At 42.7% G+C, this 14,191-nt stretch carries 10 protein-coding genes and 1 CRISPR repeat array (1 of these 11 cut by a window edge); of the genes, 8 read left to right on the top strand and 2 right to left on the bottom strand.

Annotated features, from left to right (window positions below):
- Positions 1–523, bottom strand: a 523-nt coding sequence (locus tag M3202_RS07870; RefSeq protein ID WP_251222799.1) for a transposase, incomplete at its 3' end; no start/stop codon positions are given.
- Between the two features lie 623 nt (positions 524–1,146).
- On the opposite strand from M3202_RS07870, the gene M3202_RS07865 reads away from it, so the two are divergent.
- The gene (locus tag M3202_RS07865) at positions 1,147–3,870 is read left to right on the top strand and encodes an MBL fold metallo-hydrolase (protein WP_251222798.1); all 2,724 of its coding nucleotides are present in this window, start codon (positions 1,147–1,149) and stop codon (positions 3,868–3,870) included.
- 425 nt (positions 3,871–4,295) lie between these two features.
- Here M3202_RS07865 and bla read toward each other — a convergent pair whose 3' ends face one another.
- A complete protein-coding gene (bla, locus tag M3202_RS07860; protein ID WP_251222797.1) occupies positions 4,296–5,204 on the bottom strand; it encodes a class A beta-lactamase in 909 nt (302 codons plus the stop codon).
- Between the two features lie 310 nt (positions 5,205–5,514).
- Here bla and cas3 point away from each other — a divergent pair, with 310 nt between their 5' ends.
- The 7 genes from cas3 (at position 5,515) to cas2 (ending at position 13,770) form a co-directional block, all read left to right on the top strand.
- The gene (cas3, locus tag M3202_RS07855; RefSeq protein ID WP_251222796.1) at positions 5,515–7,926 is read left to right on the top strand and encodes a CRISPR-associated helicase Cas3'; all 2,412 of its coding nucleotides are present in this window, start codon (positions 5,515–5,517) and stop codon (positions 7,924–7,926) included.
- Positions 7,927–8,347: 421 nt separating this feature from the next.
- Positions 8,348–9,064, top strand: coding sequence for a type I-C CRISPR-associated protein Cas5c (gene cas5c / locus M3202_RS07850; protein WP_251222795.1), 717 nt, complete (start codon positions 8,348–8,350; stop codon positions 9,062–9,064).
- A gap of 1 nt (position 9,065) precedes the next feature.
- Positions 9,066–10,949 (top strand): type I-C CRISPR-associated protein Cas8c/Csd1, encoded by a 1,884-nt coding sequence (gene cas8c, locus M3202_RS07845; RefSeq protein ID WP_251222794.1) that lies wholly within the window; start codon positions 9,066–9,068, stop codon positions 10,947–10,949.
- Positions 10,946–11,797 carry a type I-C CRISPR-associated protein Cas7/Csd2 gene (gene cas7c, locus M3202_RS07840; protein WP_251222793.1) on the top strand — a complete coding sequence of 284 codons (852 nt, stop codon included), beginning with the start codon at positions 10,946–10,948 and terminating at the stop codon, positions 11,795–11,797. Before cas8c ends, cas7c begins: the two co-directional genes overlap by 4 nt.
- Complete coding sequence (gene cas4, locus M3202_RS07835) at positions 11,787–12,443, top strand: CRISPR-associated protein Cas4 (RefSeq protein ID WP_251222792.1); 657 nt, start codon at positions 11,787–11,789, stop codon at positions 12,441–12,443. Before cas7c ends, cas4 begins: the two co-directional genes overlap by 11 nt.
- On the top strand, positions 12,440–13,471 hold the full coding sequence (gene cas1c / locus M3202_RS07830) for a type I-C CRISPR-associated endonuclease Cas1c (RefSeq protein WP_251222791.1): 1,032 nt from the start codon (positions 12,440–12,442) through the stop codon (positions 13,469–13,471). The genes cas4 and cas1c overlap by 4 nt, the downstream gene beginning before the upstream one ends.
- An 8-nt stretch (positions 13,472–13,479) precedes the next feature.
- Positions 13,480–13,770, top strand: coding sequence for a CRISPR-associated endonuclease Cas2 (gene cas2, locus M3202_RS07825; protein WP_251222790.1), 291 nt, complete (start codon positions 13,480–13,482; stop codon positions 13,768–13,770).
- A 181-nt stretch (positions 13,771–13,951) separates the two neighbouring features.
- A CRISPR array of direct repeats spans positions 13,952–14,191; the repeat unit is 32 nt; unit sequence ATCGCACTCTTTGTGAGTGCGTGGATTGAAAT (it continues 2,253 nt past the right edge of the window).

The following is a 14,191-nucleotide window of genomic DNA, read 5'->3' as shown; positions in this document are numbered from 1 at the left end:
CGTTGGTGGAGCTTAACAACGTAAAATCCAGAGGCATGAACGTACAGCCATCCGACCAACCAAGGGTAAGCATACGAAACCCTTTATAGAAACGGTTCTTCAATGAAGAATGATCCATACAACGAGCAAGAAGCTCAACCTTTTTACTGCGGTTGCGATCAAACATAGAATCATCGATAATCAATGCTTTTGGACGTTTTTCATCTGTAAGCCCATCGACTTTTTGAACCGCCTGAGCGCTTAGAAACGTTAGAAAACGACGCCAAGCAAACTTAGAATGATTCATAAAGCGATAAACTGCGTCCTTAGCTGGATAACTGTCACCCTTCTTTGATTTTAATAGGGTATACCAGCTCTTATGATGAAAGATTAAGCAGAATATGAGTTGAAACAAATAGGAAGCTGGGAATCCAAATTTCTTCGTAATGCCAGCTTTTCGGAGATGCTTAAACATCCCTAATTCACTAAATGCGTTTTTCAATTCTTTTGATAGTTGATTCTTTTGATCATTATGCTCTATCATATAGAAGCACCTCTTCTGTTGGTAGTGTATTCTCGACAAATCCACTATACCAAAGAATGAGGTGTTTTTTGTATTTATGAAGCATAATGTCAAGGCTCCTATTGAAATAGGGAGAACCCAAACAAAATCAACAACCTCATCTAATTATTTAGGTGCGAAGTTTGAGTTGATTATAATTGTACTATGATTGATATCGCATTCTATATGAATGCGTGGATTGAAATTTCGGTAAGAGTGCCGAAGCCTTGTAGTTTCGCGAGATCGCATTCTATATGAATGCGTGGATTGAAATTCTGACTATCCTGTGTAATAATGGTATATAAAAATCGCACTCTATATGAGTGCGTGGATTTGAAATGCGGCTCATGATCGGCGTGAGCTGTTTCGGATCAAGTCGGACTCCACGTAAGGGGTAAATTGAAATTTTAAAGGTACATTTCTTTCAGTGGGTGGATCGGTGCACTATCACACCCGCGCTCCCCAAAAAAATGTTATAGTAAACTGGCTAGGACCTATTAATTGCTGCAAGCGAGAAATCGTATGGGTTGTCAACAAAGATTACGAATAAACGAAAATGTAGTATGATCGTTATAATCATTTTTAATAGATTTGGGTGAAGAAATATGCGAATTACTGTCCTCGGAGGCGGAAATGAGATTGGAGCATCTTGCTTACATGTAGAAATCGAGGGGACGGCCGTTCTAATTGATGCGGGAATGAGAATACATGGAGAGCATTTGCTTCCAGCCTTAGGGCTGCTCGAAGAACTGTCACGACCAAAAGCTATTTTGGTCACCCACGCTCATGCGGATCATATAGGCGCTCTCCCGCTAGTCCATGCCCTTTTTCCCGAAGTTCCCGTCTATGCCACGGCTCCGACCATAGCATTAATGAGAATCATGATGAAGGATTCTCTGAAAATCATAGAGCAAAAAAGCCAGGCCGAATCCAGCGTACCCCCATACAGCTTTGAACAAGTGGAGAGATTGCTTGATGCCATGCTAACGATTCCAGCAAGTGATTGTTTACGAATTGGGGAGCTTGATATCCAAGTCTTTCAGGCAGGGCATATCTTGGGTGCAGTGATGTTTCTGTTCCAGAGCAGGCAGGCTGAGCTTTTAATTACGGGAGATATAAGCTTTAAGGATGGGAGAACGATTACTGGCGCCAAAGTTACTCACACCCTTCAACCGGATGTTGTTGTGATGGAGTCAACGTATGGGAATCGGACTCATGTTGATCGTCATACAGAAGAGAAACGCCTGGTCGATCATGTCGCAGAAGTCATTGGTAATGGTGGGTTTGCTTTGGTGCCTGCTTTCGCTTTGGGACGTGCCCAAGAAGTACTCCTTATTCTGCAAGATTATATGGATAGAGGGCTTATTCCAGAGTTTCCTATTTACGTTGACGGATTAGTTACCCCAATCAGTGGTGTGTACAAGCAGTACCCACAGTACCTAAAGGGAGTCTTAGCTCATAGAATCAATCGCGAGGGAGACGTGTTTTTAAAGGAAGGACGTTGTCATGCGGTCCAAGCCAAGGACAGAGAACGGATTATACAGGGCAAACCAGCCTGTATCGTGGCTTCCTCCGGGATGTTAACAGGCGGGGCAAGCAGTTGGTACGCAGAAAGGCTAGTCAGCAGCGAAAAAAATGCAATTCTGCTAACGGGCTACCAGGATGAAGAAAGTCCAGGGCAGGCGTTGCTTCATGTAGCTGAAGGACTAAAGAATGAGCTGACGATTAATGGCAGTGTGTATCAGGTAAAAGCACAGATCGGAAAATATGGCCTGTCGGCTCACGCTGACGCCCATGAAATGACTATGTTTATTCAAAAGCTGGCCCCTGCTCATACTCTCCTTGTCCACGGCGATGATGATGCTCGCTTAACGCTTCAAAGCATGTTGAATGATCGGTACAACCCGATAACCGTAGAAAATGGACAAACCTATACCTTTGATATAAAAAGAGAAAAAAGAAAAGAGAAAAAAAAGCGATCGGTCATCAATAGAGAGCAGGAAAAAATATGTCAGTGGCAAGGTCAGTTTTTAGTCTACAAGCAGGAGGATGACGAGAAAAGTAAAGTAGCTTTATGTACAGGAGTTAACGTCAAATCAGGCATTATTTTTGGACAAACCTTAAAGGGGAAAACGATAAGACTATACACAAGTCAAGTGATTCAGGCCTTAGGCAAAACAACAAGAATGATGGAAGAAATTAGCTTGCGTTTGAACAAAGTACTGGAGTTTAGTCTCCCAATAATCACAGCGTTACGATGGGAAAAAGTAGAGGAAGGAACGTATACGTTTGAGGGGCTTTACAACCGTGTACAACAAGAGGATTCTATGGAGGAGCGGCTTGCTTTAACTTTGTGCTTGCAGACAATAGACGAACAACACAAGCGAGTTGGGACAGACGGCGTGATTCAATACAGAATAGTCGATGATTTTATCCATGCAGCAGCAAAGGGAGAGTTACCTGTTCAGGGAAGAAAAATGAACGGAACAAAAGCGCTGGAACTGATCAAGGCTGAATTACGTGAGCATAAAGGCTTTATCCGTTGTGGTATGGATGACCTTGGGACAGAGGAGGAACGCCTTACGCTTTATTTTGCTTTTCCCGACGCTATATCCCAACTTGAACAAAAGAAGCTATGTGAAGAATTCGAATCCAAAACTGGCTGGAGCATCGTTATATCTGACTCAGTAAGGCAGGATCTTTTGCCTCAAGTGGTTTCAGAGCTAACTGTTGGAGCGGATATTAGTCAAACTTCTATCCTTTTACAGGAGAAAAAGTTTATCGTTACTTTTTCTATCGATGTGGAGATAGAGCGCATACAAGAGGAATTTTTCCGTAGAACAGGTTTTACTTTAGAGGAAAAAGGGCGTAATAAAGCCAGCTTGAGTACGTCAACTGCTGTTTTCCTCCCAAATACTCCATCGAAACGAATGGAGAACAACCAAGCGATTGAGGAAACCAAGCGCTGGGCTGAGCAAAGAGGAATCAAAGTGTATAAAATTAGCTTTAAGGGTCAAGGCCCAGAGACAATACTAGAAGTGCATTTTATTTCACCAGAGGTTGCTGCTAGGCATGAGGTAGATTTAGAGGAGCTGTCTTATCGAACGGGATTCCCTGTGACATACGCTAAGGCGCCCAAGCAAAATGAGATTTTACATCGAGCCTTGAAACTGATCCCGGAATCATGGTTACTAAAAAAGACACCTTCCATACATGTGGACCGTGCCTGTCTTGGAGTAAAAGTTGGCTATACACCAGACCCTGAAGAAGTTGAGCAAATAAATAAAGGACTACTGGATGAAACGGGCTATTCGCTAGAGATAAAATAAAAATAAGGGTACGGTGCGAACCCCAAGCTCACATAAAATTTCTGGTAGGTTCGCACCCCTTGCTACACATGGATTCTTCAAAAATGGTGAAATAATTAACTAAATATGGTGATCTAGAAATAGGTAGGTTCGCACTTTTAAGCTTATCAAGCCCTGATATATATAAGCTCAAATTGCCCGCTCTCCAAGTGAGTGCGTGGATTGAAATAATGTAGAGGAAATTGCGCAGGAGAAATTAAAAGAAGCGTCGCACTCCAAGTGAGTGCGTCGATTTGCAATACTTTAGAATGTAAGAACAGGATAGAGGTAAGGTGCATCATCAAGGCCTTTCTAGTTTAGCTATCCAAGATTAAGAAAAAGTCATGCAAGATTCATAGTCATACATGACTTTTCTCTCATTTATGAGATCGCTTTTCCCTTGAGTACTAATAATCCGTCTTAATAAGTAGTTTCATCACTTCCTCAGTCGCTCTGGCGATTAACTCGTCATCGTATGCCGCGTCTTGTTCGTCTTTACTGGAAAGTATCGCAAGGATGATTGGCTCTTGGTCGGGTGGCCAGATGATGGCGATGTCATTTCGGGTGCCGTAAGCGCCGGCTCCGGTTTTGTCGCCGATTTCCCAGCCCTCTGGCACGCCTGCGCGGATGAGGGCATCGCCGGTTGTGTTTCGCTTGAGCCAGTCGATGAGCAGATCTTGTTTCTCGGCGGGGAGGGCATCGCCGAGGGCGAATTCCTGTAAGCTTGTCGCTAATGCTTCTGGTGTGCTTGTATCTCGTGTTTCACCTGGTTCTACATGATTTAGTTCTGGCTCAATATTTTCCGGCTCGGTTACATGATCCCCGACCGCGCGAAGTCCTTCCTTAAAGCCTTCTGGTCCGCCGATTTCATGAAAAATTAAATTGGCGGCGGTGTTATCACTGTAGCGAATGGAAGCATCGCTCAGCTCTTTTAAGGTCATCCCGGACTCGACATGATCTTCAGTAATTGGATTGTAGTTTACTAAATCATCAGGTGAGTATGTAATCAGTTCATCCAATTCCTCAATCGATTTTTGCTGGAGGAGGACGCCGACTGCAAGCGGTTTATGGGCAGAAGCGTAAATAAAACGTTCCTCCGACCGATAGGCCACGGTCTCTCCTGTAGCCGTATCTAATGCATAGATGCCAAGGCGGGCCTCATACTCTTCTTCGAACTGAGTAAAAATATCTTCCATCGAACTTTCGGATTTCTCAGGCTTCGGCTGGCTCGGAGCTGCTTGCTCATTGTTCTGCGAACATCCAAACAAGCATAAAGCTCCTATCCCGATCACCGTTGCTATTTTTGTCATTTTCATTTTCAGCTCTCCTTTTTCGAATGGTTTGTAGCTCTGAAAAGCAGGTACGCCATTAAATATTACATTTGTAATCTTATTTGTCAACCTAATTTATTCATTGCGCTCGGTATGCTGTTTTTACCTTGAAATAAGGGATTTTAGCGATTTTGTTTTCTATCACTTTCCTTGATGGTAGAGGTTTTAGTGAAAGACAGGTCTTTTGATATGGGGAAAAGAATAGAAAAAGATAGAATATTATCTAATTTTTGATGTCTTAGGAAAAAATATATGGTAAAATATTCTTAATAAGTAATAGGAGTAGGAGGCTGTCATGTATATTGCGCATGTTCGGGAGAGGGACAAAGCAGAGCAGTTGCTACGGGATCATTTACTTGGTGTTAGGAAGTTGTGCGAGAGCTTCGGCGCGAAGCTTGGGTTAGCGCATGTAGCCGGCCTTGCTGGAATGCTTCATGATTTAGGGAAATATAGTGATCGGTTTCAACGATACCTTTATCAGGCTGTTTGGGAGCCCGATAAAGCTGAGTTCAAGCGCGGGGAGGTTGATCATGCTACGGCAGGTGGCCGGTTGCTGTTTGAGTTTTATCATAATGAAAGGAATACACCACACGAGAAATTGCTTGCTGAAATTGTCGGTAATGCCATTATTTCACATCATGCAAACCTCCAAGATTATATTTCTCCAAAAATCGAATCAGACTTTTTAAAGCGAATAAAAGAAAAAAACCTGCCCGAATACGAGTTGGCGGTTGAACGTTTTTTTACAGACATGATCACAGAAACAGACTTCAAACAATATGTCGCTATTGCGCTTGATGAATTAAAGCAATTTATGATCATGGACCCTACCCAAAGCTTTTTCCTGACAAAATTTATTTTCAGTTGTTTAATTGATGCGGACCGGACGAACACGCGACTCTTTGAGACTGAAGCTAAGGAAGAGGAGCCGATTAAATACAAGCAATTATTCGAAGCTTATCATAAAAAATTACTACACCATCTAGCCAGCTTAAAAAAAGAGGATGGCGATAAACCAATTAATGTATTACGCTCTGAGATGTCTGAACAGTGTGAACAATTTGCGGAGAAGCCATCCGGCATCTATACATTATCAATTCCGACTGGAGGGGGGAAGACGCTTGCCAGTCTGCGCTACGCGTTAAAACATGCCCAACAATTTGACAAGCAGCGCATTATTTATATCGTTCCCTTTACAACGATTATTGAGCAGAATGCACAAGAGGTTCGCGATATTTTAGAAGATGATGACCGTGTTTTAGAACATCATTCAAATGTCATCGAGGAGGAAGTAAAAGAAGAGGAGCTCGGCGATGAACCAGATGACGGTTTCCTTACAAAAAAAGAAAAGCTGAAGCTTGCCCGTGACAATTGGGATCGTCCTCTTATTTTTACGACCCTTGTCCAATTCCTAAATGTGTTTTATGCAAAGGGGAATCGCAACACAAGGCGTCTCCATAACGTAAGCCATTCGGTCATTATTTTTGATGAAGTCCAGAAGGTGCCGACAAAGTGTGTCTCTCTTTTTAACGAAGCGCTTAATTTTCTTAAGAATTTTGCACATTGCAGTATCCTCTTATGTACGGCAACACAGCCAACGCTTGAAAAGGTAAAGCACAGCCTTTTGAAAGAGCGTGATGGCGAGATCGTGCGAAATCTTGGCGAGGTAACAGCGGCGTTCAAACGGGTTGACATCGTTGATAAAAGTGCAAAGCCGATTGGATCCGAAGAGTTGGCCGGTTGGATAAACGAAGAGATTGAGGAATGGAGAAATGTCCTTGTTATTTTGAACACAAAATCGGCTGTAAAAAGACTTTTTCAGTTACTTAAAGACAGTACGGTACCCGTCTTTCATTTAAGTACCTCAATGTGCGCGGCACACCGGAAAGAGCAGCTTGATAAAATTAAAGGCATGCTTGAGAAGGAAATTCCATTCATTTGTGTTACGACTCAATTAATTGAAGCCGGTGTGGACATCAGCTTTAAACGTGTTATTCGCTCTCTCGCCGGTCTTGACTCCATCGCTCAAGCCGCAGGCAGGTGCAACCGACACGGGAAAGATCCACTAGGTAATGTCTACGTTATTGATCATGCGGAGGAGAACTTATCGAAGTTGAAGGAGATAGAGGTTGGTAAAGGGATTACCACCAATATTCTCGCACGGTTTAAAAAGAAACCAGATGAATATGAAGGAAATTTACTTTCGCAAGAAGCGATGCGTGCATATTTTCTTAACTATTACCGGGTGATGGATGCGAACTTAAATTATTACGTAAAAGAAGTGGATAAAGAAATGACAAAGCTGTTGATGGCATTGCATCGAGAAAATAGCTACGTCACGTATTATCAAAAGAAACAAGGGACCATCTTCCCTCTATGTCTAAATGGAAGTAACAAAACGGCTGCAGAATATTTTCGGGTGATTGAACAAAATACGATTTCAGTGATTGTTCCTTTTGGAGAAGGAAGAGAGGTTATCGCGCAATTAAACAGCGATGACTGGATTGACGATAGTACGGGATTATTGAAGAAGGCCCAGCAGTATACCGTCAATCTTTATTCGAACGAATTTAATCAGTTACAGAACGAGAAAGCTATCGTTGCCCATTTCGATGGAATGATTTACGAATTGAAGGAAGGCTGGTATAGCAAGGACTATGGCGTTGACTTGCAAGGAGAAGGAGAAATGGAGTTTGCGTCGTTTTGAATTAAAAACCTATCTACGTCACTAGATAGGTTTCCAACCCTCAAAATGGATATTTCAATCCGCGCTTTAAATAAGCGATGAAACTAAGTATATCATTTTTAATTTCTAAAGTCAGCTACTCATAACTTCAATCATCAAAATAGATGAATCTTCATCCATTTTGATGATTGAAGGATTGACAATACTTTATAAATTAGCTATGATTTTAAAAAGTTTAAAAATTTCTGACTTTTCTTATAAGGAGGGATTGGTTATTTCTCATCTTAAGAGAAAGATAAAAATGCTTGAACAAGAACTAAAAAAGCTTCAAGAGGAAGTTAGCCAATTAAGGCAAGATGTTTGGATTTTAAAAAATAAGTCTTAAGATCAATAAGAATTTTTATAAATCCATTGATCACCTGAAAGGAGGTGAATCCAATCTATGAAATACAAAAATGAAATCGAATTTGAGCTGTTTGGTGATTATGCGCTGTTCACCGATCCGCTGACGAAAATTGGCGGTGAGAAGCTCTCTTATAGTGTGCCTACCTACCAAGCGCTTAAAGGAATAGTCGAAAGTGTTTACTGGAAGCCAACAATCATGTTTGTTATTGATGAGCTTCGGGTGATGAAACCGATTCAAATGGAGTCAAAAGGAGTGCGGCCGATTGAATACGGCGGAGGAAATACACTTGCCCATTATACGTACTTGAAGGATGTACACTACCAAATACGGGCCCATTTCGAATTCAACCTGAACCGCCCCGACTTGGAGTTCGACCGGAATGAAGGAAAGCATTACAGCATTCTTAAGCGTTCTTTAGAGGCTGGAGGGCGCAGAGATATTTTCCTTGGAGCGAGAGAATGCCAAGGGTATGTCGCTCCGTGCGAGTTTGGCAGTGGAGAAGGCTTTTATGATAAGCAAGGGCAGTATCATTTAGGAACGATGGTTCATGGATTCAATTACCCCGACGAGACGGGACAGAATCAGCTTGATGTACGATTGTGGTCTGCAGTGATGGAGAATGGTTATCTTCGTTTCCCGAGACCGGAAGAATGCACGATGGTTCGCCCGATTAAAGAGATGGAACCAAAGGAATTTAATCCAGACAGTATTCAAACGGCTGAACAACTGCTGAATGATTTAGGGGGTGAATGAGATGAGCTGGTTGTTGCAGTTGTATAAAACGTACGAAGAAAATCTTGAGCAAGTAGGAAAAACGGTGATAAAGGGCGAGGATCGGGAATATACGCTGTTGCCGATTTCGCATACGACGCAAAATGCCCATATTGAAGTGACGATTGATGAAGATGGTGATTTTTCAAGCGCGAGGCCGTTAAAGAAACAAAGTACGTTAATCCCATGTACAGAGGAAGCCGCCAGTCGGTCAGGCTCGAAAGTGGCTCCGTATCCGTTACATGACAAATTGAGTTATGTCGCTGGTGATTATGTGAAATATGGAGGGAAGATCAAAAACCAAGACGAAGTCCCTTTTGACACGTATATAAAAAATTTAAAGGAATGGGCAGAGTCGCCGTATGCGACAGAAAAGGTGAAGTGCATCTATACCTACTTGAAAAAAGGACGGTTGATAGAAGACCTGGTAAGTGAAGGAGTGCTTTGGCTTGATGAGAACGAACAATTGATTGAGAAGTGGGACAAAAAATATGAAGAGACGCTAGGCGAAAAGCCAACTATTTTCTCCAGTGGGACTACTGATCAATTTAGTGCGTTTGTACGATTCAATGTTTTTCATCCTGAATCATTTGATGACGTCTGGAAAGATCAAGAAATGTACAAATCATTTATCGCTTTTTACAATGACAAGCTAGGTCAGGATGATATTTGTTATGTGACAGGAGAGAGACGTCCGGGCACAGAGCGTCATGCGAATAAAATTCGCCATGCGGCAGACAAAGCGAAATTAATCTCAGCTAATGATAGCACAGGATTTACTTTCCGTGGGCGCTTTAAAACAAGTCAGGAAGCGGTCGGAATCAGCTATGAGGTTTCGCAAAAGGCTCATAACGCTTTAAAATGGTTGATTCATCGCCAAGGTAAAACGATTGATGATCGTGTCTTTCTTGTTTGGAGTCATGATGACAGCCCGGTCCCCAATCCGAATGAAGATGGGTTTGACATTATGAAGCATGCTAACAGGGAATTCGAGAGAGAGCCAGACACCGGACAAATTTTTGCAGGAGAAGTAAAAAAAGCCATCAGTGGTTATAAAAATGATTTACACTATCAGCCGGAAGTGAACATTCTTGTGCTTGATTCAGCCACGACTGGAAGAATGGCTGTTCTTTACTATCGCAATATGAATAAAGAGCTCTATTTACATCGTTTGGAAGAGTGGCATGAATCGTGTGCGTGGGAGCATCGATATCGAAGGGAAGAAAACGAATTTGTTTCCTTTTACGGCGCGCCGGCGACGAAGGATATCGCTTTTGCTGCTTATGGACCTCGGGCCAGTGAAAAGGTCGTAAAGGGATTGATGGAACGAATGCTTCCCTGCATTGTTGATAAGCGCCAAATTCCTAAAGATATAGTAAGAAGTGCGTTTCAGCGGGCCTCGAATCCAGTGTCAATGGAGCGCTGGGAATGGGAAAAAACAGTAAGCATTACATGTGCCTTAATTAGAAAAATGCTTGTTGATAAGAAGGAGGAATGCGATGTGTCACTTGATCAAAGCTCAACAGACCGCAGTTATTTATTTGGGCGTTTATTAGCGGTAGCCGATGTGTTGGAAAGAGGGGCTCTGGGAAAGGACGAAACGAGAGCTACAAATGCGATCCGTTATATGAACTCTTATGCCAAAAATCCGGCGCGGACATGGAAAACGATTCAGGAAAGTCTGCAGCCATATCAAGCAAGGCTTGGGACAAAAGCAACGTATTTATCAAAATTAATTGATGAAATTAGTGATCAATTCCAGATAGAAGATTTTAATAATGCCCCATTGACAGAAAAATATTTGCTCGGCTTTTACAGTCAGCGTCGTGAGCTTTATAAGAAAAAAGAGGAGGTAACAAACGAATGACTACATTAGACCATAAAATTGACTTTGCTGTTATCCTGTCTGTTTCAAAGGCGAATCCAAATGGGGATCCACTTAACGGAAATCGACCACGACAAAACTATGACGGATATGGGGAAATTTCTGACGTTGCCCTCAAACGAAAAATTCGCAATCGTTTGTTAGACATGGGTGAATCTATTTTTGTTCAATCCGATGATAAAAAAATAGATGCATATAAAAGTCTACGGGAGCGAGCAGATGCTCATCCGGAATTGGAGAAGATGCTGAAAGCGAAAAATGCTTCCGCTGATGAATTTGCTGCCATTGCTTGTCAAGAATGGATGGATGTCCGCAGTTTTGGACAAGTATTCGCATTCAAAGGCTCGAACTTATCTGTCGGTGTCCGCGGGCCTGTATCGATTCATACCGCGACGAGTATTGACCCAATTGATATTGTTAGTACTCAGATTACAAAAAGTGTGAATTCTGTCACAAATGATAAACGAAGCTCCGACACGATGGGGATGAAACACCGGGTTGATTTCGGTGTCTATCTTTTCAAAGGTAGTATTAACACCCAATTAGCGGAGAAAACCGGTTTTACCAATGAGGATGCAGAAAAAATCAAGCAGGCGTTAATCACGCTTTTTGAAAATGACAGCTCCTCCGCTCGGCCGGACGGAAGCATGGAAGTGCATAAAGTGTACTGGTGGGAGCACTCGTCCAAGCTCGGACAATATTCATCTGCCAAAGTGCACCGGGCCTTAGAGGTGAAAGCAAAAACAGATGAACCAAAAAGCTTTGAGGATTATGCTGTTGAACTTTACCCATTAGACGGACTAGAAGTAGAGATTCTTGATGGCCAGTAAGGAAGAAGACTATTTGATGTTGTCGGGGCTGCAGCATTTCCAATTTTGTAAGCGGCAGTGGGCCCTGATTCACATCGAACAGCAGTGGGAAGAAAACGTCCGAACGATTGAGGGCCAGCATTTGCATCGGAAAGCGGATCAACCGTTCATAAAAGAAAAGCGTGGAACTAAGCTGACCGTTCGGGCGATGCCAATTCAATCGAGGAAACTGCAAATAAGCGGTATTTGTGATGTCGTTGAATTTATTGAGAGCCCTGATGGTGTAGAGTTGTCAGGCATAAGCGGAACCTATCAGGCAGTCCCTGTCGAATACAAACGAGGCAAACCGAAAAAAGGTGACGAAGATATTGTTCAATTGACTGCACAGGCGATCTGTTTGGAGGAAATGCTTGTTTGCCACATTGAAAAGGGATACTTATTTTATAATGAAATCAAGCATCGCATGGAAGTGCCGATTACCGACAGTTTAAGAGAAAAAGTAGCGAAGATGGCCGAAGAAATGCGTCATTATTATGACAAGCGCCATACGCCTAAAGTGAAAACAGGCCCCCATTGCAAAAGCTGCTCCTTACAGCATATTTGTTTGCCAAAGATGATGAATAAACGCTCTGTGAAAAGCTATATCGAGGGGAGGCTCGACGAGTGAAGAAGCTGTTGAATACGTTATATGTCACGCAGCCGGATACATATTTATCTCTTGATGGAGATAATATTGTGTTAATCAGAGAGCAGGAAAAGCTCGGCAGGCTTCCCCTCCACAATTTTGAGGCGATTGTCAGCTTCGGCTATACCGGAGCGAGTCCGGCATTAATGGGGTACTGCGCGGAACGAAACATTTCGATTACGTTTCTCACGAAAAGTGGTCGTTTTTTAGCTAGGGTGGTCGGAGAGAGCCGCGGTAATGTCGTCCTCAGAAAGACACAATATCGCCTTTCTGAAAGTGAGCAGGAATCAACAAAAATTGCCCGGAATTTTATCATCGGCAAAATTTACAACCATAAATGGATGCTTGAACGGATGACGAGAGACCACCCGCTTCGTGTAGATATTGATCAATTTAAAGCTGTATCGCAGCTGTTGACTGCTATGTTGCAGGAAGTCCGCAGCTGTGACAGTCTCGAAAGCTTGCGAGGATGGGAAGGACAAGCGGCAATTCACTACAATAAAGTGTTTGATCAGATGATTCTCCAGCAAAAAGAAAGCTTTGCCTTTCGTGGACGCTCAAGAAGGCCGCCGAAAGACAACGTGAATGCGATGCTGTCTTTTGCTTATACATTGCTTGCAAACGATTCAGCAGCTGCTCTTGAAACGGTGGGACTTGATGCTTATGTCGGCTTTATGCATCAAGATCGGCCCGGCCGGGCGTCACTCGCTTTAGACCTGATGGAGGAACTGAGAGGGGTTTATGCTGACCGGTTTGTTTTGGCGCTTATTAACCGCAAAGAAGTGACCGCAGAAGACTTTTATCAAAAAGAAAACGGAGCAGTTTTGATGACCGATGAAGCAAGGCGATCGTTTATCAAAGCATGGCAGACGAAAAAGCAGGATAAGATTACACATCCTTATCTAGGAGAAAAATTATCATGGGGGCTTGTTCCTTATGCACAAGCATTGCTATTAGCGCGTTTCCTTCGTGGAGACTTGGACGAATATCCCCCATTCATGTGGAAGTAGGTGAAAACATGCTCGTGTTAATTACCTATGATGTCCAAACATCGAGTGCAGGAGGAACAAAAAGACTGCGAAAAGTAGCCAAAGCCTGCCAAAACTATGGTCAACGTGTGCAGAACTCTGTTTTTGAGTGCATCATTGACGCTGCTCAACTAACGACATTGAAATTAGAGCTTACTAGCTTAATTGATGAAGAAAAAGACAGCCTGCGCATTTACCGACTTGGAAACAACTATAAAACAAAAGTCGAACACATTGGAGCCAAGCCATCTTTACATTTAGAAGATCCGCTTATTTTCTAACAGTGCGAACCCCAAGCACACATAAAATCCCTGGGAGGTTCGCACCAAAAATCAACGACAATATGAATTAACATGTGATATTATGTAAAAAAACGGCGCGGAAATGACGAAAACCAGCCCATCAAAGCGACGTCTTAATGTTCTGCGGCGAAACCGCGCCGGAAATCAAGGTATTTTCGCTATCGCACTCTTTGTGAGTGCGTGGATTGAAATTGGAATTGGATTTGCCATTGTTACTTCACCTCCGAAATCGCACTCTTTGTGAGTGCGTGGATTGAAATCCTGCGATCATACTGACATATTGCGCTCTTTGCATCGCACTCTTTGTGAGTGCGTGGATTGAAATAGTGTAAGTTCTTTTTGAAAACTATTGATCATATATCGCACTCTTTGTGAGTGCGTGGATTGAAATGTTTCGCTC

The organism is Halalkalibacter oceani, assembly GCF_023715605.1.
GTDB lineage: Bacteria > Bacillota > Bacilli > Bacillales > Bacillaceae_D > Halalkalibacter > Halalkalibacter oceani.
This window is presented reverse-complemented; position numbering and strand designations above follow the sequence as displayed.